This is a genomic window from Flavisphingomonas formosensis, assembly GCF_009755815.1.
Lineage (GTDB): Bacteria > Pseudomonadota > Alphaproteobacteria > Sphingomonadales > Sphingomonadaceae > Flavisphingomonas > Flavisphingomonas formosensis.
In genome coordinates this window covers 1-22,096 of record NZ_WRPK01000014.1, presented here as the reverse complement: position 1 = coordinate 22,096, position 22,096 = coordinate 1, and the positions used below count along the sequence as shown (strand labels likewise).

The window sequence follows — 22,096 nt, the reverse complement described above, 5'->3', positions numbered from 1 at the left end:
GGCTATCTAGCGTGGCCGCGCTCGCGATCCAAGAGCAACGACAAAAGGATCGCGCGGCATTGCCCGTCGATCACGCCATCGATCGCTTCGGGACGCCAGCGCCGCTGGAAAGCGCGTACCGCCGCCGGCCCGTCGGCGACGTCATAGCCGAAGCGGTCGAGCGCCAGCAGGAAGCCCCCGTCGGTCCAATGCGGGTCGGCCAGGCTGCGGCCGGGCCGCGGCAAAGCGAGCCCGAGCCTGGCCAGCCTCTCCCAATCGAACAGCTCGCCCGGATCCTGCTTGCGTGCCGGGGCGACATCCGAATGGCCGACCACGTTCGCCGGCGCTATGTCGAAGGTGCGTACGATTTCCGCCACAAGCGGCGTCAGCGCGGTCATTTGCGCCTCCGGAAAGGGCCGATAGCCCCATTCGTGGCCGGGATTGACTATCTCGATGCCGATGCTCGCCGAGTTCACGTCGGTGATGCCGCGCCATTTCGAACGACCGGCATGCCAGGCGCGCTTCTCCTCCTCGACGAGGCGGAGCACCTGCCCATCCTCGGCCACGACATAATGGCACGAGACCTTCGAAGTCGGGTTGATCAGCCAGGAGATGGCCGAAGCCGCATCCTGCATGCCCGTATAATGCAGCACCAGAATCGAGACCGGCAAGCTGCGGTCGTCGAAATTAGGGGACGGGCAGTCGATGATCTCGCTCATACCACCGGCTCCTCGATCGGCCGCCCCTTCTCCGCGCTGCGCAGCGCGATGATGGTGACGCCGGCGATGGAAAGCGCCGCGCCCAGGATCACGATCGGCGTCAGCACGATGTCGAACGCCACCGCCGATCCGATCACCGCGACTACCGGCGCGCCCAGCGTCAACGGCATCACCCGCGTGATCGGATGCTTCTGGAGCAGCCATGCCATGCCGCCATGGCCGATCAAAGTGGTGCCGATCGCCGAGAAGAGCACCCATCCCCAATCCTGCGCGTTGAGGGCCGGGATGTGGCGAACCGCCTGCGGCTCCAGCACGATGGAGAGCGGTAGCAGCAACGCGAAACCGATCAGCCCGATCCAGGCGTAAATGGTCAGCACGGAAACAGCGCCCAAGCGCCGCACGAGCAACGAGCCGATCGCCCACATCAGCGTGCCGAAACTCATCACGGCAAGGCCCGGGCCCTCATGGACGGCAGCCGGATCGAACACCATCACGACGACGCCGCCGAACGCCAGCACGATGCCGAACAGCCGCAGCAGCGCGATACGCTCGCCCTCGAACAGCACGCCGAGCAGCAGGGCGAACGGCACGCCGAGCTGCGCGGCGATCGACAATGCGCTGACATTGTGACCGATGCGCAAGGCTAGGTTCGAGAAGATGAGGAAGGCAGCACCCTGCATCACGCCGACGAGCAGCAGGGCCTTCATCTTGCCCGGCACGATCCGCAGGAACGGCAGGCATACCAGCATGACCGCGCACTGCCGCAGCATCGCGGCGGTCAACGGCGCCGTATCGCGCACGACTATAGTGATCGCGACGATGTTGATGCCCCAGAAAAAGGTGATCGCCGCGGCCAAGGCGGTATCGAACGCCGACAAGGGGCTCGTTCGAACGGCGGTCACTCTCTCCATGCACCGGCCATAGCCGAGATTACGAGGCGAAAAAGGAATTTTCGTCAGGCAAAGCCGGGAATGGCGGCGAGCTGGATGGGCCGGGGGGTCTCACGCAGGCGATAGAAGCCGCGCGCCGCCGGATCGGGCTCGAACCGTTCGGTCTGATCAATGATCGTCTCGCCCGCGCCTAACATCAACACTCCGTCCGGCGCGATCGCGCGACCCAGCCGATCGAGCACTGCCCGCCGCATCGGCGGCGGGAAATAGAGCAGCACGTTGCGGCACAATATGACATCGAACATGCCCGGTAACGGCATCGGCTCCGTCAGGCTGTGGACGTGGAAACGGACCTTCTCCCGCAACGCCTGCACGAGGCGCCACTGCTCGCCCTCGCGATCGAACCAGCGCAGCAATTGCCGCACGGGCAAGCCGCGCTGCACCTCGAACTGCGTGTAGAGCCCCTCGCGCGCCCGTGCTGTCGCGGATCGGGAGACGTCGGTCGCCTGAATATCGATCGTCCAGCCGCGCCACAGATCCGCCTGTTCGGCAAGACCCATCGCCAGCGAGTAAGGCTCCTGCCCGGTCGAGCACCCGACGCTCCACACGCGCAACCGACGCGCTCCCGCCCTGGCTGAATGGAGCCGGGAGAGCACGGGACCCATCAGCTGCTGAAATGGACCATGATCGCGGAAGAAGGAGGTTTCGTTATTGAGCAACGCTTCGATGACCGCATCGGCGAGTCGCGCGTCCCGCCCGCCGACCAGCGCCGCCACGAGCAGGTCGACGCTTTCGATGCCACGCGCGCGCATGATCGGCACCAGCGCCGTGTCGAGCCGCCATTGACGGCCGGTGCTCAGTTGCTGCCCGGTACGCGCTTCCAGGAGGCCCGCCAGGATACGGGTGGCGGCGGCGCTCAGTTCCATGTCTTAAGCTCCCCGCGCGCCGAGATGACGGGCAATCTGTCCCGGCGGCAGCACCGCCGACGCAAGGCCGGCGGTTGCGACCACGCCCGGCATGCCCCACACCACCGATGTCGCCTGATCCTGAGCCAGTATTTCGCCGCCTGCGGCCGCGAGAACGGCCGCGCCCACCGATCCATCCGCCCCCATGCCACTCAGCAGCACTCCGGCCGCTCCCGCACCGAATATCGCCGCCATTGCCTCAAACATCGGATCGACCGATGGAAAACAGCCATTGGAGACCGGCGCGCGATCCAACCGGACTCGCACGTCGCCACCCGAGCGCATGAGCCGGATATGCGCGTCGCCCGGCGCCACCAGCATGGTGCCGCGCGTCAGCGGCATGCCGTCCTGCGCCACCGCGGTGGGTCGGCCGGCAATGCCCTGAAGCTGGGCGGCGAAATAAGGCATGAATACCGTTGGCAGATGTTGGGTGATCAGCACGGGCGCCGAAAAGCTGGGCGGCAGCTCCGCAAAAAAGGCGGACAGAGCGTGCAGGCCACCCGTCGATGCACCGATACCGAGGCAGGCGATCGGTTCCTCCCCCCGCACACGACGCAGCGGCGAGATGACCGGCCGTTGAATCCGGGGGCGCGCGGCGCGCGCCATGCGCAGAAGCCGCTCGCAGAGCAAGCCCGCGAATTGGGCGTTGAACTCACCCGCGCAGGGCTTGAACAGCGTATCGGCGGCACCGAGGGTCAGCGCCTCCACCGTCTCCGCCGCGCCATCCTCGCAGGCGGACGAGACGATCAGGATGCGGGCGCCGCCGCTCTTCTCGATGATGCGCGGTAGCGCTGTGAGTCCATCCGTGCCGGGCATGCGCACGTCGAGCAGAACGATGTCGGCGGTCTCGCGCTCGAGCAGCGTCAGCGCCTGATCCGCGGAGGATGCCATGCCGACGATGCGGAATTCGGGCCGCGCCTCGAGCAGGTTGGCGAATACGGTTCGTGCGACGATGGAATCATCGACGATCATCAGCCGGATCGGCGCAGAGCGCGGCAATACGCTCGAACGCATCGAATCGCGTGCTCGAGAACTGCGAGCCGGCTGGACGAGGGACATAGGCGCGCTCAAGCCACGCCGACAATCTGCAGCTTGCTTTCCAGCGTTTCGCGGTCGAACGGTTTCATCATATATTCGTCCGCCCCAGCGTCGATGGCGACGCGGATATGGCCGATGCCATTCTCCGTCGTGCACAGCACGATCTTCGGCCGCCGGGCGATATTGGCGAAACGCAGAGCACGCAAAAAATCGATGCCGCTCATAACCGGCATGTTCCAATCCAGCAGCACCACGTCCGGCGGCATGTCCTGGCATTCGGCAAGCGCCTCCTGCCCGTCGGCAGCCTCGCGCACGGAAAAATCCAGCCGTTCGAGGATATGGCGCGCGACCTTCCTGACCACTTTGGAATCGTCGACAACCAGACAGGTTTTCATGCGCGTGAGCTTTCTACTAGACGATCCCGATTCCGCGAGTCCGCCTGACATTCGCCAATTTCTAGATAAGGAAGGTAAGAACCTCGTTAACGCCCGAAGTATCAGGCCGCGGCCAAGGCTGGTCCGGCGACGAGCACGGCGGGATCGACGAGCAACAGCGCATCGCCCTCCAGCGTGACCATGCCCCGTCCCGCGACCGCCCATCCAGGCTGGAGCGAGGCAAGGATCGGCGCCATCTCGCCTTCGATCGTAGCGACATCCTCGACATGATCGACGAGCAGGCCATAGCCATGCCCTTCGATGTTGACGACGATCGCCGGCAACACGCCCTCGCGCGGCGACATACCAAGGCCGAGTGCAGTCCGGCAGTCGATCACCGTCAGAACCCGACTGCGCAGTGCGGTCAATCCGGCGATATGCGGAGCGAGCCGCGGCACCGGCGTGATTGCCTCGAGCTCCACGACCGACTCAACCTCCTCGGTTGCCAACACGACGCGTTCGCCCGCGATCAGGGCGACGAGGAATAGCCCGTTCATCTATGGCCTCCCTGCGCGAGGCCGGCTTTCAGGGCATCCAGCAAGGCCGGCCGATCGTAGCGATAGATGCTCCCGGCCGGCGCACCCGCGGTTTCGCGCTGCCAGCGCAGCCGTACGACCGGACTGCGCGTGCCGGCAGGTTCCGGCGCATCGCAGGCGATCACGAGCGCCACATCGGACGGCGATGGTTCCCTCGCGAACAGGACGCGATAGCCATTCGACTCGACCAGTGGGCGCAATATCTCTCGCGTCCAGCTACCGTCATCCCCGGTCAGCAGGCATATCGGCCGCTCGGGCTCAGCCGCCAGCGGGATCGCTCCGCCCTCCGCGAACAACCAGTGCGGATCCAGCATCTCCACCGGCTGCCCATCCACCAATGCCACGCCCGCAACCGGGCCGGGCCGGGCGGCCGGCGTGAGGCTGGTCGTGAGGTCGACGATGTCTCGCACCGTGTCGATCGCATAGGCCAACGCAATCTCGCCATCGCTGATGCGCAGGATCCGGATTATCTCGCGTCCGTCCAGGCCTTCGCCACTGATCAGCGGCAACAAGCGACCGTCGCGTACGACCCGCAGGCGTCCCGCGCTCATCTTCACGCTCTGGGCTGGAATGTCCTCGATCCTCTCCACCAGCGAGAGACGGATGCCGCGTTCGACGCCGTCGCTGTCCCGGAAAAGCAGTGTCGGCACCGCCTCGATCGCGGCAACTGGAACTTCGGGCTCGATCCGTGCAGTCTCGCTCCACGAAACGCCGCCCGCGACCGCGAGCCCGGCGGGATCGAGCAGCAGAATCGGCCGGCCATTGTCCGGCAGCGCCGCGCCTGCATAGATGCCGGCCGCCATCACCACCGGCGCCGCAGGCTTGATCACCAGTTCCTCATGATCGTGCACTGCCGCGACGGCAAGCGCATAAGCCTCGCCCCCCGCCGGCTTGAGCACCACGAGCATGGTGGATTGCTCCGGCGCATCCTCGGCGTCGATGATCCGCGCAAGGCATGCAACGGGCATGCGCCGCCCGCGGATGTTGGCGATGAGTGCGCCACCGAGTGATTCGAGCCGTACCGATTCGCCCGCCACCCGGACGATCTCGTCGATCGCCGCGCGGGGCAGCGCAAAGGTCAGCCCACCCGCCTCGATCGTCAATGCCGGGATGATGGTGAGGGTCAGGGGTACGCGAAGCGTCAGCTTGAGTCCCGAACCCGGACGACTGTCTATCTCGACCACGCCGCCGATGCGTTCGATATTGGATTTGACCACGTCCATCCCGACCCCGCGCCCGGATATGGCCGTAACCTCTTGCGCCGTCGACAGACCCGGCTCGAAGATCAGGGCCAGCCGCGCAGCCGCGGACAATCCCCGGGCTGCATCGGCGGACAGGATTCCGGCGGCGATGGCGCGCTGTACCAGTCGCTCCGAATCGATGCCGCGACCATCGTCCGCCACTTCGATGACGATCTGGTTGCCTGCCTGGCGCGCCGCCACGCTCAAGCGGCCGATCGCCGGCTTGCCCAGCTCGAGACGCGCCCCAGGCGGCTCGATGCCATGGTCGATCGCGTTGCGGATGATGTGGGTCAGGGGATCGCGGATTACCTCGATCATCTCGCGATCGAGCTCGACATCGGCCCCATCGACTTCGAGCATCACCGTTTTGCCGAGTTCCGCGGAAACGTCGCGAAGCAGCCGCGGCAGGCCGGAGAATAGCGCCTCGATCCGCTGCATGCGCGTCCGGGTGATCGTATCGCGCATTTCCGCGACAGAGGTTGAAAGCCGTTCGAACGCGGCATCGACTCCGGGGTCGCTCGAAATCTCACGCAGCCGGCGCGCCAGTTCGTTGCGGGCCAGCACCATGTCCGAAATACCCGCCATCATTCGATCGAGCAGATCGATCTGGAGGCGGATGCTGCGCGAGGGCGCGCGCGGAGTGGAAGCTGGCGCCGTGGGAAGCGGCGGTTCTCCCTCGTTGCAGAGATCCGGCTCGGGCTCGGACGGACATCTGAGCAGGGCGGTCGGCGGTTCAGGTCGGCGTTCAGCCAACGCCTCGATCAAGTCGCGGTCATCGCCCGACGGGCATACGCCCTGCGCTTCCAGCGCATCGATCAGCTCGACGATACGGTCGATGATCGCGAGTACCGCATCCACCAGCATCGCATCGGGCACACGGCGATCCGCGCGTACGTCAGCCAGCGCATCCTCGCAGGCATGGCTCAGCCGCTCCAGCCGCGGCAGATCGAGAAAGCCGCAACTGCCCTTGACGGTATGGACGAAGCGGAAAATCCCATCGAGCCGGGTGCGATCCTGAGGCACGGCTTCCCATGCTACCAGTTCGCCCGCGACGGTTTCCAGGGTCTCGCGGGTTTCGGCGATGAATTCGGTAAGGATCTCGTCCATCGGCCCCTGGTCCGGCGTTATGCCGTTCCAGATCGCACGCCGATGGTAAATTACGACTTAACGCCTGGGCAGCAAGGCGCCGAACAGCAGCACGCCTTCGTCGGGTTCGGACACCTGGATCGAGCCACCGATTTCGGCGGCCAGACGATGCACCAGCCAGGCGGCGGCGGCGCGCGGCGTCAGCGCGTCGGGATCGGTGTTGCCCAGCAGCGCGGTGCGCAGTTCGGGATCGAGCACAAGCCGCGGGCCCTCCGCACGCACTACGATCTCGCCGCTCTCGGCACCGATATCCAGCCGGCCGCCGCGGACCAGCGCATCCGCCGCGATCAGCGCGAGGTTGAGCAGGATCTTCAGCGCATTCTTGCCGAGCGCCGGTTCCGTCACCATCCAGCCGAGCAGGATGCGTTCGCCGCCGAGCAGGCCCTCGATCGCCGCCTTGGCCTCGCGGCTGTCGACCGTATCGCCGAAACCACCCGCCGCGCCGAAGGCGAGCCGGAAGAATTTGAGCTTGTTGGCCGAAACGCGGGCGCTTTCCGCCAGCAGTTCCAAGCAGCGCGCACGCATTTCCGGATCATGTTCGTCCGCCAGCAACTCGACGCCGTTGTTCAGCGCGCCAACAGGGCTCAACAGATCATGGCACAGGCGCGAACATAGCAGACTGGCGAAATCGACCTCACGCATCCGGATGACTCTCGTACTCTAGGTTCGGGCGCTCTTGTGGCGATTGCCCCGACGATGCGCAAGCCGAAGCACCTCATGGATCGCACGTCTTGAAGGTCACGGGTGAAAAACGTCCATGCAGCGCCCCCGTGCTGCCGGCCTGCCACAACCGCGCGTCGCCGCCCGAGACGATCAGCCATAGTCGGCCCGGTTCGGCCATCGCAGCGTCGCAGGCGGAGGGGGTGACATCGCCGGACGGGTGCGAATGATAATGGCCGACGAGCCTCGGTCCCCCCTGCCGCTCGGCCCGCAGCGCCGCGAAGAGCGCGCGCGGATCGATCTCGAAGGTGCGCTCCGGCGCTTCGGCCACATTGTCCGCCGGATCATAGGCCGTGATCCGGTCCTCATCGCCGAACAACAGACCGCAGACCTCCCTGCCCGGCTCGGCGGCGGCGAGAGCGCGTATTTCCTCCAGCAGCGTCCTTGAAATTTCCAACATCATTCCCATATCCGCAACGAAATGGACCGGGGGATGTCGATAGAGCATGTAACGCTGCCGAGCGAGGCAGCGGGATGGCGCCTCGATCGCGCCCTTGCCACGGCGATGCCCAAATTGTCGCGCGAGCGGCTTAAGGCGCTCATCTCGTCCGGTCAGGTGTCAAACGATGCCGGCGTCGCAGTGCGCGATCCGTCGGCCAAGGCAATCGGCGGCGGCGTCTATGCGGTGGCCATTCCCGCGCCCGCTCCGGCCCATAACGAGGCGCAGGACATTCCGCTCGCCATCGCCTATGAAGACGAGCATCTGATCGTCGTGGACAAGCCGGCAGGGCTGGTCGTGCATCCGGCGGCGGGCAATGCGGACGGCACACTGGTCAATGCGCTGCTTCACCATTGCCGGGGCAGCCTTTCCGGCATCGGCGGAGTCGAACGGCCCGGCATCGTCCACCGCATCGACAAGGATACGTCGGGCCTGATCGTCGCGGCCAAGACGGATCCGGCGCATATCGGCCTGGCCGCCCAGTTCAAGCGGCATAGCATCGACCGGCGCTACCGGGCGATCGTCGCCGGCCTGCCGAAGGTTCCGGACGGAACGGTGGATGCTGCCCTGGCACGCTCCAACGTCAATCGCCAGAAGATGGCGATCGTCGAGGGAAGCCGGGGCAAACGGGCCGTGACGCATTATCGTCTCATTTCGCCTCTACGAGGGGCGGCAATGATCGAATGCCGGCTGGAAACGGGCCGTACCCATCAGGTTCGCGTGCATATGGCCTCGCTCGGCCACCCGCTGCTCGGCGATCCGGTTTATGGCAGGCCACGGGAACATCGGGACCTGCTGACTCGTTTGGGTTTTCATCGGCAGGCGTTGCACGCGGCCCATCTGGGCTTCGTCCACCCGATCACAAGCGCAGCTTTATCCTTTGGTAGTGATATTCCTACCGATATGCAGCGACTATTAATCGAGCTAGCGCTATAAAGGTTGCAAATGAGGACGGATATCTCCGACTCACGAGGTTCAAGGGTCCTCACGGACCGAAGGGAGACATGATCATGGCAAGCGGAACCAGCGTCCCAGCGACGATCCCCGCACTCGGTGGAGAGCAGAGCCTCAACCGCTACCTCGCCGAGATCCGTAAATTTCCCCTCCTCAGTCCGGAGGAGGAATATATGCTCGCCAAGCGCTTCCAGGAGCATCAGGATCCTGAAGCAGCGGCCAAGCTGGTCACCAGCCACCTGCGGCTCGTCGCAAAGATCGCGATGGGCTATCGCGGCTACGGCTTGCCGGTCAGCGAGCTGATCAGCGAAGGCAATATCGGGCTGATGCAGGGCGTGAAGAAGTTTGAAGCCGATCGCGGCTTCCGCCTCGCGACCTACGCCATGTGGTGGATTCGAGCCTCGATCCAGGAATTCATCCTGAGATCTTGGAGCCTGGTGAAGATGGGCACCACCGCCGCGCAGAAGAAGCTCTTCTTCAACCTGCGGCGGATGAAGTCCAAGCTCGATGCGTTTGAAGATGGTGATCTGCGCCCTGAGGACGTCAGGTCGATCGCGACCGATCTGGGCGTGAGCGAGGATGAGGTCGTCAACATGAATCGCCGCATGGCGATGGGCGGGGACAGCTCGCTCAACGTCGCGATGCGCGAGGATGGCGAGGGCCAGTGGCAGGATTGGCTGGTCGACACCGATCCGCTGCAGGACGAGCGGCTGGCCGACGCCGAGGAAAAGGATGTCCGCCACGAGCTTCTGATCGAAGCCATGGGCGCGCTGAACGACCGCGAGAAGCACATTCTTGCCGAGCGCCGACTGAGCGAGGATCCCAAGACCCTTGAGGAGCTGAGCCAGGTCTATGGCGTCTCGCGCGAGCGGGTCCGCCAGATCGAAGTCCGAGCCTTCGACAAGTTACAGAAGGCGATGATGAAGATCGCCGGCGAGAAAAGGCTGACCGCCGCCTTCGCCTGACGGCAGGCGACACACCAGAAGAAGGCCCCGGTGCCCTGAGCACCGGGGCTTTTTCATGTCCTGCATTCCGACTTTCCGAACTTTATCGTCGGGATGACGATTCTCCTGCGATGCTCTAAGCGATGCCGATGGACGAAATCGCCGCCCCTGCCCCTGCTCTGGCGCCTGCCCCGCCCCAACGCTCGCTGCTCCGACGCGCGGTCGGGTTGACCGTGCGCGCTGTCATCCTCTTCGTGGTGGGATCGCTGGTGTGGGTCGGCGTCTACCGCTTCGTGCCGCCGCCGATAACATTCACCATGATCGGCGGCATGCTGGACGGCCACGGCCTCACCAGAGACTGGATGAGCCTGTCCGAAATGAGCCCCAACATGGCGCGCGCCGCCATCGCAGCCGAGGATGCACGCTTCTGCACGCATCATGGCTTCGACCTCCAGGCGATCGAGCAGGCCGCGAAGCGCAATGCCCAAGGCAAGCGGTTGCGCGGCGGTTCTACGATCAGCCAGCAGACCGCCAAGAACGTCTTCCTGTGGCAGGGACGATCATGGGTCCGCAAAGGCCTCGAAACGTGGTTCACCGTGCTCATCGAGACGCTTTGGGGCAAGCGGCGGATCATGGAGATGTATCTGAACGTCGCGGAAACCGGCATCGGGACTTATGGCGCGAATGCCGGCGCGATGCGCTATTTCCACCATGACGCCAGCACCTTGAGCACGACCGAAGCCGCCCGTATTGCCGCGATCCTGCCCCTTCCTAAGAAACGCGAGGCAATTGATCCCAGCGGCTTTACACGACGCTACGGCAACCGCATCGCCGCACGGAGCGGCGTGGTATCTCGCGATGCGCTGGACATGTGCCTGCGATAAGCCCCCCCGTCGGCAGAAAGCCGTGCAACCTACGACGCGATGGCAGGAAAACGCCGCTACCGGCAGTCGGCGCAGCGCCCACGAACCTCGATCACCGGGCGTTGAGGCTGAAACCCGGCCTTCTTCGCTGCCGCGCGAACATTGTCGGAAAGGTGATCGTCGTCGATATGCGTGGTCTGGCCGCAGGCATCGCAAACCAGAAAGATGCAGTCATGCTCGCAATCGGGATGCGCGTTGGCGACATAGGCATTCGCACTTTCCACCCGGCGCGCGACATTTGCGTCCACGAACAGGTCGAGAATGCGATAAACGCTGTTGGCGGCAACCCGGCGGCCTTCCGCCTTGGAGACCGCCTCGGCAATGTCATAGGCGGACGCCGGACGTTCGAAGCCGGCCAGCGCATCGAACACGGCGGCCCGCATCGTCGTCCATTGCTGGCCCGAACGCTCCAGCGCGGTCTGCGCGGCGCCAACGAGCGCTGTGCCTTCATGCAGGGTGTGAATATGACCGGCCATGCCGCCAATTTAGGCACGACCGCGAGGCGCGACAAGCGCGATTAGATCAGCGCCCGCCGATTGAGATCATGCCCAAGCGCGACGACAGACACGCCGAAGATGGTTGCCAGCGTCTCGTAACCACCATGCGGCAAGCTCATCGCACCGGCCATGATGCCGATGCCGAGGCCGCCTACCGAGGCCGGCAGGAACATGCCGTGGCGCAGCGCGCCGCTGCCGAGACCCAGCGCCGCGAAAACCGTAGCGAGAATGAGCCCGGTCTCATGAATCGCCGGATTGAGCAGGATGCCGCCTACGGAGGCGAACAGCGCCACGAACACCGCCGTAGAAACGCAATGGACGACGCACAGCCCGGACAGGCCCATAGCGAGCTTGTCCAGCCAGCCGCTGCGCCAGGCGCCGGATTGCAGTTGCGAGTCCATATGCACGGGCCATCATTGCCACGCAAAAAGTGAAGTTACAACATATCATGTGCAAAATCGTTGCGGACCAGCCGGACGCGTCGCATAGGGCCGGCGTGTCGATCCTCTCCCGCCCGCCTCGTCCAGCGCCCAATGCGCGCGGCCTTTCCAACTGGCTGATCGTGGTGGCCACGATGGTCTTCCTGATCGTCGCCGTCGGCGGCATCACCCGGCTAACCGAATCGGGCCTATCGATCACCGAGTGGAAGCCGATCCGCGGCACCATCCCGCCGCTCAACGAGGCCGAATGGCAGGCCGAGTTCGCCGGCTACAAGGCAATCCCGCAATATCGCGAGTTCAACCAGGGCATGACCCTGGCAGGCTTCAAGCAGATTTATTTCTGGGAATATCTGCACCGCTTGTTGGCCCGCGGGATCGGCCTCGTCATGGCCCTGATCGCTCTCGCCTTCTGGTGGCGGCGAGCGATTCCGCCGGGCTATGGCTGGCGGATGATCGCGATCCTGGCCCTCGGCGGCTTGCAGGGTGCGATCGGCTGGTGGATGGTCGCCTCCGGCCTCGTCCATCGCACGGAGGTGAGCCATATCCGGCTCGCCATCCATCTGCTCGCGGCGCTGCTGATCTTCTCGGTGCTCGTCTGGACGGTGATCGATCTGCGCAAGGGCGCGGCCCGCCTGCCGTTGCTCGGAGCCGCGGTGCTCGGCCTGCTCACCCTCCAGCTCATGTTCGGCGCCTTTACCGCGGGACTGCGCGCAGGCTATGCCTTCGCCGAATGGCCCACCATGGGCGGCGGCCTCTTCCCCCCCGGCGTGCCGCTGCTCGAACCCTTCTGGCGCAATCTGGTGTATCAGCCGATCGTCGTGCAGTTCGTGCATCGCTGGCTGGCTTTCGTGGTCGCCGCCACGGTTGCGCTGCTCGCCTGGCGGGCCGCCAAGGCCGGTGCTCGCGGCGCCTCAATCGCGCTGATCCTGGCAATATTCTGCCAAATCGGGCTGGGCATAGCGACGCTGCTCAGCGGCGTAGATCTGCCGATCGCGGTGGCGCATCAGGCGATGGCCGTATTGCTGCTCGCCAGCGTGCTCGCCGCTGCGCACGGAACCGCAAGAAACCGCGGGATCGCGCAAAGGTATCATAGTACCATTCGAAAATAGCCCGGTTTTGCTTGACTCTGAAGGGGCCATTGCGCATTAGGCCCGGGCATTCCGCGCCGCCCCTGAAACGGGCGGCGCTCTCGTTTCAAAAAGAGGTCATGGCCCCATGAAGGCGCTGCTGAAGACCACCAAGCCGGCGAAGCCGCATGAGGTGGAAAAGAAATGGCATCTGATCGACGCAGACGGTCTGGTCGTCGGCCGCGTTGCCACGATCATCGCCAATATCCTGCGCGGCAAGCATAAGCCGAGCTTTACCCCGCACGTCGATTGCGGTGACAATGTCATCGTCATCAATGCGGACAAGGTGCGCTTCACCGGCCGCAAGCTGGCGCAGAAGGTCTATTACAAGCACACCGGCTATGCCGGCGGCATCAAGGGCGTGACCGCGGGCAAGGTGCTCGAGGGTCGTTTCCCCGAGCGTGTGCTCGAAAAGGCTGTGGAGCGCATGATCCCGCGCGGGCCGCTGGGCCGTCAGCAGATGCGCAACCTGCGCGTCTTCGCCGGTGCCGAGCATCCGCATGCCGCGCAGAATCCCGAGGTGCTCGATGTCGCCTCGCTCAATCGCAAGAACAAGGTGGGCGCATAATGTCCGACAACCGCCAGTCCCTGTCCGATCTCGCGGCGCTGACCAACGCGGCGCAGGCTGCCCAGGCAGCCGCTCCCGATGCACCGGCAGATGCCGCTGCCGAGGCGCCTTCGGCTCCCGTTCAGTTCTCCTCGACACCGCTGCGCGAGCAGGTGCTCGATGCCTATGGCCGTGCCTATGCCACCGGCCGTCGTAAGGATGCCGTCGCCCGCGTGTGGCTGAAGCCGGGCACCGGCAAGATCACGATCAACGGCCGCGATCAGGAAGTCTATTTCGCGCGTCCGACGCTGCGTCTGGTCATCAACCAGGTATTCGGCATCACCGACCGCGAGGGTCAGTATGACGTCGTCGCCACCGTCAAAGGCGGCGGCCTATCCGGCCAGGCCGGCGCCGTGAAGCACGGCATCAGCCAGGCGCTCACCCGCTATGAACCCGCCCTCCGCACCACGGTGAAGCAGGCCGGCTTCCTGACCCGCGACCCGCGCGCTGTCGAGCGTAAGAAGTACGGCCGCGCCAAGGCCCGCCGCAGCTTCCAGTTTTCGAAGCGCTGATCCGGCCCTTCCGGTCTTTGGAAATGGCGGTCTTCCTATCGGAAGGCCGCCTTTTTCTTTGGGCATTTTCGCGATCCATCGCTCCTCGCGCCTCTCCGCCACCTGCTCGGCAACGGTGGATGATCGTGCATCGACGGCACATGGATTGGGCTATGCACCGCATGTTGGTGACGACTGGGATCACGTAATCGCCGAAGAGGCCGTCATGCTGGACAGGCACGATGCGCCGTCGCTCTGCAGTTTCCAGCATGTAGAACGCCGGTCATGCATAACGACGTCAATCGATTGCCGGCACGCTTCGTGAGCACCGCAACATCTGATCGCAGGCGGTTCCCCTATGCCGAAAGCAAGCCTATGGCGTGCGGGAAACTCGTGACCTCGATGCTTTCGCGCGGCAGCATTCGATCTACAGGCATTTTAAATGACCGACCTTCCCTTTGCCGCCGCTACGCTCGACACCCTGTTCGCGGCCATCCTGATAGATGACGAGATTGACGATCATGTCAGCCTCCCTGATCCTATCCCGCTCGATCCGAGCATCGATGATCTACGCGATTGTTTCCGCCTCTGCCGTCAACTCTGGACCGACGGCGTCGATCGTGCGGAAGCGATCCGTCTCGTCCATCTGCTGCTGCACGATGGCGATCTGAATGCCGAGAATCGGCTGAAATACAAATACATCCGGGCTAAATACAAGCATCTGCGCTTCGCCTTCACCCTCTACGACTCACGCCACGCTTGCCCGCCCCGGTTCAAGTTGACCACCACGATCATGGGCCATCTGCAGGACGCCTTCCGCAACGGGCAGCGTTATACCGCGATCGGCTATGCGGTCATGCTGCGCGTTCTGCTGATGAATCCCTTCTGGAACTCCACCCGCAGGGAGGCTTTTTCCGCGCCGCTCGACGATCAGGCCGGCTTCACGCGCTTCATGACGGCGGAAATCGGGAAGCTGCGCGCGGAACTCGCCAAGGAAACGCTCAACGGCGCCGAATTCCACGCGATGCGCAAGATCATCAGCCGACACGTGTCCTTCTTCGATACGCTGCGTACGCTGCGGCCAACCGATTCAGCCTATAAAATGTCCCGCTATCTGAGCGCCATCAACGGGATGATGGGCAGCATGCACGACGATCTGGTCGAGCGTGGCGTTTCAGGCGAGCAGGATTATCACCGCCACCGTTTCGCCCTACCCGCAGAGATTCGCGAACGGCTTCAGCTGCTGGTCGATCGCTATCCGGCCTGAGACACGCGTGCGAGCAGCGCCCGCGCCAGGCCGCCGATGTGCGGCCCCCAGGCCAGCTTCGCGCGCCACTCGGCCGGTATGCCGCTGACCCCATGAAGGGCGCCGGCGAGTTGGCCTGCGATGGCGGCGGTCGTGTCTGCGTCGTCTCCCAAGTTAGCCGCGATCAGCACTGCCTCTCGAAAATCCGACGCCTGCTCGACGCACCATAGCGCGGCCTCCAGGCTATGCGCGACATAGCCGGAGGATCGGATCGCGCCGCGCGGCTTGTCCCGCCAGCCGAATGCCAGAATCGAGGCAATAGGATCACTGCCCACGCCGGCGGCGGCGGTGACAGCTTCGTCGAACCGCGCACCGCCGATGGCAGCATGCAGGATCAGCGCATAGCCCTCGCACGCATCCGGGCACTGCTCCGCGGCATGGGTCGTCTCGCTCTGTCGCCGCGCCACCACCCGCATCGCCTCGACGCCCGCACCGACACCCCAGATCGCCACCGGTGCAAGCCGCATCAGCGATCCGTTGCCCGCTTTTTGCGGATCCGCCGATCCCGCGATCGGATCGCCGTCCCGTTCGAACCGATCGAGCGCAACGCGCGTCGTAACGCCAATGTCGAACATTCACCCGTCGCGCTATATTCGCCCCAGCGCCACCAGTTGACCAAGCGGCTCATCAAGTCGCGCGGATCGAGTCCTCCGCACTGAATCAAGCTTTCCGCCAGGGCCAGCGCCATGGACGTATCGTCGGTCCAGGTCCCGGCCGGGAGGCGAAAGGGACCGCCGCCGATCATGTCGGTCAACGGCGGATAGCTGTCCCGCCGCTCGAATTCGAGCGTGGTGCCAACCGCATCGCATGTTGCAAGGCCGATAAGCGCTCCGATCGCACGGTCTTCCAGGGTGCCGGGGACGACGGAATCGAGATGGATGTCGCTGGTCATGCCAAAGGCTTTGCCAGCAGTTTGGCGCAAGGCTACGTCCGCTACGCGTCGTCCCGGACAGCCTTCAGACCGGATCGTCCATTCGCGCATAGGCATCCGCGACCGATCCGCCGAAGAAACGCTGCCGGCGCCCCTCGTCCATTCCAGCGAGCACTTCGCCGTAGAAGGTCCTGGGATCGCCGAAGCCTTCGAAATGCGGGAAATCGGACGAGAAGACGATCATGTCGTCCGGCAGATCCTCCATGATGCGCACGATCGGCGAATCATTGCCGCCTGACAGCGGCGTCGCGCGTACGTTGCGGGCGACATAATCGCTCGGCTTCATCGGGTTCTTCCACTCGCCGAGGAAAAGTTGCGAGAGCGGCGTCGCGCGATCGTCTATGTCGCGGATGAAGAAGGGCAGCCAGCCGCAGCCGAGCTCCGCGATCAGCAGGGTCAGCGCCGGATTGCGCTCGAACGTGCCGCCGAAGACGAACGCACTGATCAGCATCATCGGCGTCACATGGCGGAAGCTGCTGCCGAACTGGCGCAGCAGCGTCGCATCCGCGCTCATATTGCCCCAGCCGGGGGCGAAGCTCATCCGCTCGAAGCCGGTGTGGAGCATCGCGATCATGCCGTTGTCGGTCACCGCGCGCCACAGCCGGTCCCAGTCCGGATGGGCGAGCGACTTGCCGTCGACCGGCGCGCCGGGGATCAGCACCATGCGGCTGCCGCGCCGGCGCATCCGGCCGAGCTCGGCCACCGCCCAGTCGAGATCGCCATAATCGAGCGCGGTCACCGGGCGCAGCCGCCCGCCCGACCCGTCGCACTGGTCCGCCAGCCAGTCGTTGCAGGCGCGCACCACCTCGCGGCGCAGCCCCGGATCCTCGACGAAGGTGAGATAGTTCACGCCCGCGAGGCAGATGATGTTCTGGATGTCGATGCCCTGGGCATCCATCCATTTGAGCCGCGCCTGGGCATTGGCGACCTGGAACTGGTCCTTGCCCTCGAACTCCTGGCGGCGGTCCTTCTCGTCGAGCTTCTCCTGCGCGAACAGCGCGAGCAGCCCCGGCGGCGAGAGCTCGGCATAGGAAGGGCGATCCGTAACGGGCATGCTCTCGACGAGATCGCCGCAGATGGTCTGCACGGCGAGGGCGCCGGGATCGACCTTCGGCAACCGCCTCGCGAGGTCCGGATAGGGATCGAGCCATTCGGCACCCGGCTCGAAATGCGCATCGACGTCGATGGTCCTCAGCATGATCGGCTCTCCTGCCCGGCGCTCTGCGGCACCCGGCGCGCACGCTATCATGACCGGGCGACCGCGATAAGGCCCGGCCGCGCCGCCGTTGCCAGGCGGCCGACGACGACATAGTTTCGCGTCCGGCACGGCTCCGTCAGAGAGTCATAAAAGCCTGCATAGAGGATGTCATGGCATCGCCGCGGGGAGAAACCATGACGCGCTACGACATGATCGTTATCGGCAGCGGGCCTTCGGGCCGCAGGGCAGCAATCCAGGCCGCCAAGCTCGGGCGATCGGTGCTGGTGGCGGAGAATCGGCTGCGCGTCGGCGGCGTATCCGTGCACACCGGCACGATTCCGTCCAAGACGCTACGCGAGACGGTACTCAATCTTTCCGGCTGGCGCGAGCGCGGCTTCTACGGCCTCGCCTACCGCGTGAAGAAGGATATCGAGGGCAAGGACCTCGGCGCGCGCCTCACCAAGACGCTCGATTACGAGATTGATGTGCTGGAGCATCAGTTCGCCCGTAACGGCGTCGATACGATCGCCGGCGTAGCCCGCTTCCTCGACCCCAACACGGTAGAGGTGACGCCTCACGGCGGCGAAGCCGTCGCCTATCAGGCCGATAAGATCGTAATCGCGGTCGGCACCCGCCCCTTCCGGCCGCAGCACATTCCCTTCGACGATCATCGCGTGGTGGACAGCGACTCGCTTGTCTCCGAATTGCGCGTGCCGCGCAGCCTCGCTGTGGTCGGCGCGGGTGTGATCGGTCTCGAATATGCCACCATCTTCTCGGCGCTGGACGTGCCGGTCACGATCATCGAGCCGCGCAAGAACTTCCTCGAATTCATCGATCGTGAGATCATCGAGGAATTCGTGCACGAGCTACGCAAGCGCGGCGTCAATTTCCGGCTCGGCTGCAAGCTCGCCCAGGTGGAATTCGATGCGCAGGGCTGGCCGGTCTCCGTGCTCGACGATCAGCGCCGCATCCGATCGGACATGCTGCTCTACGCGGCCGGCCGGATCGGAGCGACCGACTCGCTCAGTCTCGAGGCGTGCGGTCTCGCCGTGGACGATCGCGGTCGGCTGGCGGTCGATCCCGAAACCTTCCAGACCAGCGTGCCGCACATCTATGCCGCGGGCGACGTGATCGGTTTCCCCAGCCTCGCCTCCACATCGATGGAGCAGGGCCGCATCGCCACTTGCCATGCCTTCGGCGCACCGCTGATGCCGGCGCCGCGCTTCTTTCCCTACGGCATCTACGCCGTGCCCGAAATCTCCACCGTCGGCCTCACCGAGGAGCAGGTGCGCGAGCAGGGCATTCCCTATGAAGTCGGCATCGCACGGTTCCGGGAAACTTCGCGCGGCCATATCATGGGCCTGCAGTCGGGCATGATGAAGATGCTCTTCTGCCTCACCGACAAGCGACTGCTCGGCGTGCATATCGTCGGCGAGGGTGCGACCGAATTGATCCATATCGGACAGGCCGTGCTCAACCTGCACGGCACGCTCGATTATTTCGTCCAGAATACCTTCAATTATCCGACACTTGCCGAAGCCTATAAGATCGCCGCGCTGGACGCTTTCAACCGGATGCCGCTTGACTGAACCGCCGTCTGCGGCACAGCTCAGCCATGGACGATGCACCCATCATCACCCGCCGCACGTTGATGGCCGGCATGCTGGCCGCAACGCTGCCCGCGCCCGCCCTCGCCGCCCGCAAGGACGACCGTTTTCAGATATTGGAGAAGATCGGCGGCGGCCGGCTCGGCGTCGCCGTCTATGACGGCGAAACACAGCGATACAACGGCTGGCGTGGGCATGAACGCTTTCCGATGTGCAGCACCTTCAAGCTGCTCGCCGCAGCATTGGTGCTGCACCGGGTGGATCGCGGCGTGGAAAGCCTGGATCGGCGCGTGACCTACGGCCAAGACTCGATCGTGGCATATTCGCCGGTCACCGAGCAGCGCATCGCCAGCGGCATGACCGTCGGCGAGCTGTGCGAGGCCGCGATCACGCGCAGCGACAACACAGCGGGCAATCTGCTCCTCGCCAGCTTCGGCGGTCCGCCCGCGCTTACCGCCTTCGCCCGGCGGTTGGGCGGAGGCCGCACGCGGCTCGATCGGACCGAGACCGAGCTCAACAGCGCCCTGCCCGGCGACCGGCGGGACACTACGACACCGCGCGACATGGTCGACATGATGCGCCGTCTATTCTTCGGCCGGGCGCTCTCCGCACCGTCGCGGACCATCCTGCTCGGCTGGCTCGGCGCGAACCAGACCGGCGCACGCCGGCTGCGTGCGGGCCTGCCCTCCGGATGGACCATCGGCGACAAGACCGGCACCGGCGATAATGGCACCGCCAACGACGTTGCCATCCTGTGGCCCCCCGGTCGCCGCCCGATGCTGATCGCGGTCTATCTGACGCAAGCGCCGGGAGCCTCCGCGAGTCTCGATGCGATCATCGCGGAAGTCGCCCGCACCGCCACACGCTGACGGGTACATTGCTTGAATTGGACCTTTCGCCGGATAAGGTGCCGGGGCGGGGACGAAATGCCGGAGACAGACATGGCCGACGATAGCCTTCGCCAACGCGCGATCGCACTTTATGACCGCTTCACGCATGAGGGGATGGATCGCCGGGCTTTCTTCTCCGAACTGAGCCGCATGGCGGGCGGTGCCGCCGCGGCCAACCTGCTGCTGGCCGGCATCGCTGCCGATCCGGCTGCCGCGGCGATCACGGCGCCGGGCGATCCGCGCATCATCGCCAAGCGCGTGCGCTGGAAGGTCGCCGCCTCCCGCATGCTCACCGGCTATCGCGCGATGCCGAGCGGCACGCCTGCCGCGCCCCTGCCGCTGGTCATGGTGATCCACGAAAATCGTGGCCTCAATCCGCATATCGAGGATATTGCGCGGCGCTTCGCGCTCGCCGGCTTCATCGCACTCGCACCCGATTTCCTCTCCGCGAGGGGCGGTACGCCCAAGGACGAGGACAAGGCGCGCGGGCTGATCAGCCAGCTCGACCTCGATCGGACCACCGCGGATGCGGTCGCCACGGTGGCGATGCTCGCCAAGGATCCAGCGGGTAACGGCAAGGTCGGCGCGGTCGGTTTTTGCTGGGGTGGCGCACTGACCGATCGGGTCGCGATCGCAGCCGGCGACAGCCTGCGCGCGGCTGTCCCTTATTATGGGCCCGCCCCGGATCCCACCGAAGCCGTAAAGGTGAAGGCGGCGATGATGCTGCATTTCGCCGGTCTCGACGATCGTGTGAACGCCACCGGCCGGCCTTGGGTGGAGGCTTTGCGCGCTGCCCATGTCCGCTATGAAAGTTATCTCTATCCCAATGTGAATCACGCCTTCAACAACGACACCGCGGCCGATCGCTATAATGCCGATGCCGCCAAGCTCGCCTGGGATCGCACGATCCGCTTCCTGAAAACCCAGCTTGCCTGAGAGGAGCCGACGATGAGCGACGACATCCTGTTCTACCACAATCCTCAGTCGCGCTCGGCGATGGTGCGTGCGGCTCTGGAGGAATTCGGCCTGCCCTATCGCACCGAGATCCTCGACTTCACCCAGGGCGAAAATCGGCGCGAGCAATTCACCAAGATCAACCCGATGGGCAAGATCCCGACGATCGTCCACAATGGTACGGTCGTCACCGAAAGCGCGGCGATCATCGCCTATCTGGCGGATGCCTTCCCGGAAAAGGGGCTGGCCCCCTCGCCCACTTCGCCCGATCGCGGCACCTATCTGCGCTGGCTGTTCTTCACCGCCGGCTGCTTCGAGCCCGCCTTTTTCGACGTGATGATGAAACGCCCGCCCGCCGAGAAGCGCGCGCTCGGCTATGGCAGCTATGAGGACGTCATCAACGCAATCGAAATCGCGCTGACGCCGGGGCCGTGGATTCTCCGTGACACCTTCAGTGCCGCGGATCTCTATCTCGGCGCGGAACTGAGCTTCGCCACCCGCTTTGGCGGCCCCGGCCTAGCCGAGAACCGGATCATCCAAGATTATGTCGCTCGCTACCAGTCACGGCCCGGCGTCGCAAAAGCCGCCGCGGACGATCAGGCGATGATCGCCCAATGGCAGAAGGCCAACGCGCCAGCGTCATAGCAGCCAGGCGGCAACTATCCCGATCGCGAGCAGCTTGACCAGCCAGCCGGCAGCATGGCTGACGGTAACGAATGGGTCCAGCTTGATGAACAACGCGTTGCCGAGCAGCAGCGGCAACGGCCCGATCAGCCAGATCATCGCGGCGAGCTTGAGTGCGCCGCGATGATCCGTCTGGCCAAGCTTGGCCGCGAGCAGCACGAAGCCAGCGGCAGTGACCAGCGCAAAGAGCTGGGCCAGCAGGATCCGCCCGCGCCCGCCCCTGCCCTCACGCCTTACCTCGGGAAAGACATTGTAGCGGTCATGGAACAGCACGCCCATGAACAGCCAGTCGGCGAAACCCGCAGCCAGCGTTCCTAGAGCATTTTGTGATCATACGGGATCATATCCGGCATGACGGATATAATTCTGACATTCGTGGGCGGGGAAGAGGTCGAGGAGTTGTCCGGTTCGATCCCATAAGGCGTCGCGAGAACGC

26 protein-coding genes are annotated in these 22,096 nt (G+C 64.9%); 11 read left to right on the top strand and 15 right to left on the bottom strand.

Annotated elements, in window-relative coordinates:
- Positions 1–2: 2 nt before the first annotated feature.
- The 9 genes from GQY20_RS28315 to GQY20_RS28275 form a co-directional block, all read right to left on the bottom strand.
- The gene (locus tag GQY20_RS28315; RefSeq protein ID WP_157220536.1) at positions 3–698 is read right to left on the bottom strand and encodes an N-acetylmuramoyl-L-alanine amidase; all 696 of its coding nucleotides are present in this window, start codon (positions 696–698) and stop codon (positions 3–5) included.
- Positions 695–1,600 carry a DMT family transporter gene (locus GQY20_RS28310; RefSeq protein WP_198351260.1) on the bottom strand — a complete coding sequence of 302 codons (906 nt, stop codon included), beginning with the start codon at positions 1,598–1,600 and terminating at the stop codon, positions 695–697. The genes GQY20_RS28315 and GQY20_RS28310 overlap by 4 nt, the downstream gene beginning before the upstream one ends.
- 53 nt (positions 1,601–1,653) lie before the next feature.
- Positions 1,654–2,514 carry a CheR family methyltransferase gene (locus tag GQY20_RS28305; RefSeq protein WP_157220534.1) on the bottom strand — a complete coding sequence of 287 codons (861 nt, stop codon included), beginning with the start codon at positions 2,512–2,514 and terminating at the stop codon, positions 1,654–1,656.
- Between the two features lie 3 nt (positions 2,515–2,517).
- Complete coding sequence (locus GQY20_RS28300; protein WP_157220533.1) at positions 2,518–3,525, bottom strand: chemotaxis protein CheB; 1,008 nt, start codon at positions 3,523–3,525, stop codon at positions 2,518–2,520.
- Between the two features lie 95 nt (positions 3,526–3,620).
- Positions 3,621–3,986 (bottom strand): response regulator, encoded by a 366-nt coding sequence (locus GQY20_RS28295; RefSeq protein ID WP_157220532.1) that lies wholly within the window; start codon positions 3,984–3,986, stop codon positions 3,621–3,623.
- 101 nt (positions 3,987–4,087) lie between these two features.
- Positions 4,088–4,522, bottom strand: a complete 435-nt coding sequence (locus GQY20_RS28290) for a chemotaxis protein CheW (RefSeq protein WP_157220531.1) — start codon at positions 4,520–4,522, stop codon at positions 4,088–4,090.
- Entirely contained in the window at positions 4,519–6,909 is a 2,391-nt protein-coding gene (locus tag GQY20_RS28285) for a chemotaxis protein CheA (protein ID WP_157220530.1), read from the bottom strand. Before GQY20_RS28285 ends, GQY20_RS28290 begins: the two co-directional genes overlap by 4 nt.
- Before the next feature lie 57 nt (positions 6,910–6,966).
- Entirely contained in the window at positions 6,967–7,590 is a 624-nt protein-coding gene (locus GQY20_RS28280) for a histidine phosphotransferase family protein (RefSeq protein WP_157220529.1), read from the bottom strand.
- Positions 7,591–7,663: 73 nt separating this feature from the next.
- Positions 7,664–8,071 (bottom strand): Mov34/MPN/PAD-1 family protein, encoded by a 408-nt coding sequence (locus GQY20_RS28275; RefSeq protein WP_157220528.1) that lies wholly within the window; start codon positions 8,069–8,071, stop codon positions 7,664–7,666.
- An 18-nt stretch (positions 8,072–8,089) separates the two neighbouring features.
- On the opposite strand from GQY20_RS28275, the gene GQY20_RS28270 reads away from it, so the two are divergent.
- The 3 genes from GQY20_RS28270 to mtgA all read left to right on the top strand — a co-directional run bounded on the left by GQY20_RS28270 (position 8,090) and on the right by mtgA (position 10,889).
- On the top strand, positions 8,090–9,043 hold the full coding sequence (locus tag GQY20_RS28270) for an RluA family pseudouridine synthase (protein ID WP_157220527.1): 954 nt from the start codon (positions 8,090–8,092) through the stop codon (positions 9,041–9,043).
- Between the two features lie 74 nt (positions 9,044–9,117).
- Complete coding sequence (rpoH, locus tag GQY20_RS28265) at positions 9,118–10,026, top strand: RNA polymerase sigma factor RpoH (protein ID WP_157220526.1); 909 nt, start codon at positions 9,118–9,120, stop codon at positions 10,024–10,026.
- A gap of 128 nt (positions 10,027–10,154) precedes the next feature.
- Positions 10,155–10,889, top strand: coding sequence for a monofunctional biosynthetic peptidoglycan transglycosylase (gene mtgA / locus GQY20_RS28260; RefSeq protein WP_157220525.1), 735 nt, complete (start codon positions 10,155–10,157; stop codon positions 10,887–10,889).
- A 56-nt stretch (positions 10,890–10,945) separates the two neighbouring features.
- Here mtgA and GQY20_RS28255 read toward each other — a convergent pair whose 3' ends face one another.
- Both GQY20_RS28255 and GQY20_RS28250 read right to left on the bottom strand, forming a co-directional pair.
- The gene (locus GQY20_RS28255) at positions 10,946–11,404 is read right to left on the bottom strand and encodes a Fur family transcriptional regulator (RefSeq protein WP_157220524.1); all 459 of its coding nucleotides are present in this window, start codon (positions 11,402–11,404) and stop codon (positions 10,946–10,948) included.
- 41 nt (positions 11,405–11,445) lie between these two features.
- The gene (locus tag GQY20_RS28250) at positions 11,446–11,826 is read right to left on the bottom strand and encodes a MerC domain-containing protein (RefSeq protein ID WP_157220660.1); all 381 of its coding nucleotides are present in this window, start codon (positions 11,824–11,826) and stop codon (positions 11,446–11,448) included.
- A 47-nt stretch (positions 11,827–11,873) separates the two neighbouring features.
- Here GQY20_RS28250 and GQY20_RS28245 point away from each other — a divergent pair, with 47 nt between their 5' ends.
- From GQY20_RS28245 to GQY20_RS28230, 4 genes are all read left to right on the top strand, one after another.
- Positions 11,874–12,974 carry a COX15/CtaA family protein gene (locus GQY20_RS28245; RefSeq protein ID WP_157220523.1) on the top strand — a complete coding sequence of 367 codons (1,101 nt, stop codon included), beginning with the start codon at positions 11,874–11,876 and terminating at the stop codon, positions 12,972–12,974.
- Between the two features lie 106 nt (positions 12,975–13,080).
- Positions 13,081–13,560, top strand: coding sequence for a 50S ribosomal protein L13 (gene rplM / locus GQY20_RS28240; protein ID WP_157220522.1), 480 nt, complete (start codon positions 13,081–13,083; stop codon positions 13,558–13,560).
- Positions 13,560–14,111 (top strand): 30S ribosomal protein S9, encoded by a 552-nt coding sequence (rpsI, locus tag GQY20_RS28235; protein ID WP_157220521.1) that lies wholly within the window; start codon positions 13,560–13,562, stop codon positions 14,109–14,111. The genes rplM and rpsI overlap by 1 nt, the downstream gene beginning before the upstream one ends.
- 421 nt (positions 14,112–14,532) lie before the next feature.
- Entirely contained in the window at positions 14,533–15,357 is an 825-nt protein-coding gene (locus GQY20_RS28230) for a hypothetical protein (protein WP_157220520.1), read from the top strand.
- Here GQY20_RS28230 and GQY20_RS28225 read toward each other — a convergent pair.
- From GQY20_RS28225 to GQY20_RS28220, 3 genes are all read right to left on the bottom strand, one after another.
- Positions 15,345–15,971, bottom strand: coding sequence for an ADP-ribosylglycohydrolase family protein (locus GQY20_RS28225; protein WP_269769793.1), 627 nt, complete (start codon positions 15,969–15,971; stop codon positions 15,345–15,347). The genes GQY20_RS28230 and GQY20_RS28225 overlap by 13 nt on opposite strands.
- Entirely contained in the window at positions 15,863–16,288 is a 426-nt protein-coding gene (locus tag GQY20_RS32890; RefSeq protein WP_269769792.1) for an ADP-ribosylglycohydrolase family protein, read from the bottom strand. Before GQY20_RS32890 ends, GQY20_RS28225 begins: the two co-directional genes overlap by 109 nt.
- Positions 16,289–16,352: 64 nt before the next feature.
- The gene (locus GQY20_RS28220; protein WP_157220519.1) at positions 16,353–17,525 is read right to left on the bottom strand and encodes an amidohydrolase family protein; all 1,173 of its coding nucleotides are present in this window, start codon (positions 17,523–17,525) and stop codon (positions 16,353–16,355) included.
- Between the two features lie 194 nt (positions 17,526–17,719).
- On the opposite strand from GQY20_RS28220, the gene sthA reads away from it, so the two are divergent.
- The 4 genes from sthA (at position 17,720) to GQY20_RS28200 (ending at position 21,621) form a co-directional block, all read left to right on the top strand.
- The gene (gene sthA, locus GQY20_RS28215) at positions 17,720–19,114 is read left to right on the top strand and encodes a Si-specific NAD(P)(+) transhydrogenase (RefSeq protein ID WP_157220518.1); all 1,395 of its coding nucleotides are present in this window, start codon (positions 17,720–17,722) and stop codon (positions 19,112–19,114) included.
- A 26-nt stretch (positions 19,115–19,140) separates the two neighbouring features.
- On the top strand, positions 19,141–20,001 hold the full coding sequence (bla, locus tag GQY20_RS28210; RefSeq protein WP_157220517.1) for a class A beta-lactamase: 861 nt from the start codon (positions 19,141–19,143) through the stop codon (positions 19,999–20,001).
- Between the two features lie 72 nt (positions 20,002–20,073).
- A complete protein-coding gene (locus GQY20_RS28205) occupies positions 20,074–20,958 on the top strand; it encodes a dienelactone hydrolase family protein (RefSeq protein WP_157220516.1) in 885 nt (294 codons plus the stop codon).
- A 12-nt stretch (positions 20,959–20,970) separates the two neighbouring features.
- Complete coding sequence (locus GQY20_RS28200) at positions 20,971–21,621, top strand: glutathione S-transferase family protein (protein ID WP_157220515.1); 651 nt, start codon at positions 20,971–20,973, stop codon at positions 21,619–21,621.
- Here the strand turns inward: GQY20_RS28200 and GQY20_RS28195 are convergent.
- Positions 21,616–21,969 carry a DUF1761 family protein gene (locus tag GQY20_RS28195; RefSeq protein WP_269769795.1) on the bottom strand — a complete coding sequence of 118 codons (354 nt, stop codon included), beginning with the start codon at positions 21,967–21,969 and terminating at the stop codon, positions 21,616–21,618. The two genes, GQY20_RS28200 and GQY20_RS28195, sit on opposite strands and share 6 nt — an antisense overlap.
- Between the last annotated feature and the right edge of the window lie 127 nt (positions 21,970–22,096).

Coding starts and splice junctions, on each gene's coding strand:
- GQY20_RS28315 (WP_157220536.1), bottom strand. CDS start 698: ATGAGCGAGATCATCGACTGCCCGTCCCCTAATTTCGACGACCGCAGC.
- GQY20_RS28305 (WP_157220534.1), bottom strand. CDS start 2,514: ATGGAACTGAGCGCCGCCGCCACCCGTATCCTGGCGGGCCTCCTGGAA.
- GQY20_RS28300 (WP_157220533.1), bottom strand. CDS start 3,525: ATGATCGTCGATGATTCCATCGTCGCACGAACCGTATTCGCCAACCTG.
- GQY20_RS28295 (WP_157220532.1), bottom strand. CDS start 3,986: ATGAAAACCTGTCTGGTTGTCGACGATTCCAAAGTGGTCAGGAAGGTC.
- GQY20_RS28290 (WP_157220531.1), bottom strand. CDS start 4,522: ATGAACGGGCTATTCCTCGTCGCCCTGATCGCGGGCGAACGCGTCGTG.
- GQY20_RS28285 (WP_157220530.1), bottom strand. CDS start 6,909: ATGGACGAGATCCTTACCGAATTCATCGCCGAAACCCGCGAGACCCTG.
- GQY20_RS28280 (WP_157220529.1), bottom strand. CDS start 7,590: ATGCGTGAGGTCGATTTCGCCAGTCTGCTATGTTCGCGCCTGTGCCAT.
- GQY20_RS28275 (WP_157220528.1), bottom strand. CDS start 8,071: ATGATGTTGGAAATTTCAAGGACGCTGCTGGAGGAAATACGCGCTCTC.
- GQY20_RS28270 (WP_157220527.1), top strand. CDS start 8,090: ATGGACCGGGGGATGTCGATAGAGCATGTAACGCTGCCGAGCGAGGCA.
- rpoH (WP_157220526.1), top strand. CDS start 9,118: ATGGCAAGCGGAACCAGCGTCCCAGCGACGATCCCCGCACTCGGTGGA.
- mtgA (WP_157220525.1), top strand. CDS start 10,155: ATGGACGAAATCGCCGCCCCTGCCCCTGCTCTGGCGCCTGCCCCGCCC.
- GQY20_RS28255 (WP_157220524.1), bottom strand. CDS start 11,404: ATGGCCGGTCATATTCACACCCTGCATGAAGGCACAGCGCTCGTTGGC.
- GQY20_RS28250 (WP_157220660.1), bottom strand. CDS start 11,826: ATGGACTCGCAACTGCAATCCGGCGCCTGGCGCAGCGGCTGGCTGGAC.
- GQY20_RS28245 (WP_157220523.1), top strand. CDS start 11,874: ATGTGCAAAATCGTTGCGGACCAGCCGGACGCGTCGCATAGGGCCGGC.
- rplM (WP_157220522.1), top strand. CDS start 13,081: ATGAAGGCGCTGCTGAAGACCACCAAGCCGGCGAAGCCGCATGAGGTG.
- rpsI (WP_157220521.1), top strand. CDS start 13,560: ATGTCCGACAACCGCCAGTCCCTGTCCGATCTCGCGGCGCTGACCAAC.
- GQY20_RS28230 (WP_157220520.1), top strand. CDS start 14,533: ATGACCGACCTTCCCTTTGCCGCCGCTACGCTCGACACCCTGTTCGCG.
- GQY20_RS28225 (WP_269769793.1), bottom strand. CDS start 15,971: ATGTTCGACATTGGCGTTACGACGCGCGTTGCGCTCGATCGGTTCGAA.
- GQY20_RS32890 (WP_269769792.1), bottom strand. CDS start 16,288: ATGACCAGCGACATCCATCTCGATTCCGTCGTCCCCGGCACCCTGGAA.
- GQY20_RS28220 (WP_157220519.1), bottom strand. CDS start 17,525: ATGCTGAGGACCATCGACGTCGATGCGCATTTCGAGCCGGGTGCCGAA.
- sthA (WP_157220518.1), top strand. CDS start 17,720: ATGACGCGCTACGACATGATCGTTATCGGCAGCGGGCCTTCGGGCCGC.
- bla (WP_157220517.1), top strand. CDS start 19,141: ATGGACGATGCACCCATCATCACCCGCCGCACGTTGATGGCCGGCATG.
- GQY20_RS28205 (WP_157220516.1), top strand. CDS start 20,074: ATGGCCGACGATAGCCTTCGCCAACGCGCGATCGCACTTTATGACCGC.
- GQY20_RS28200 (WP_157220515.1), top strand. CDS start 20,971: ATGAGCGACGACATCCTGTTCTACCACAATCCTCAGTCGCGCTCGGCG.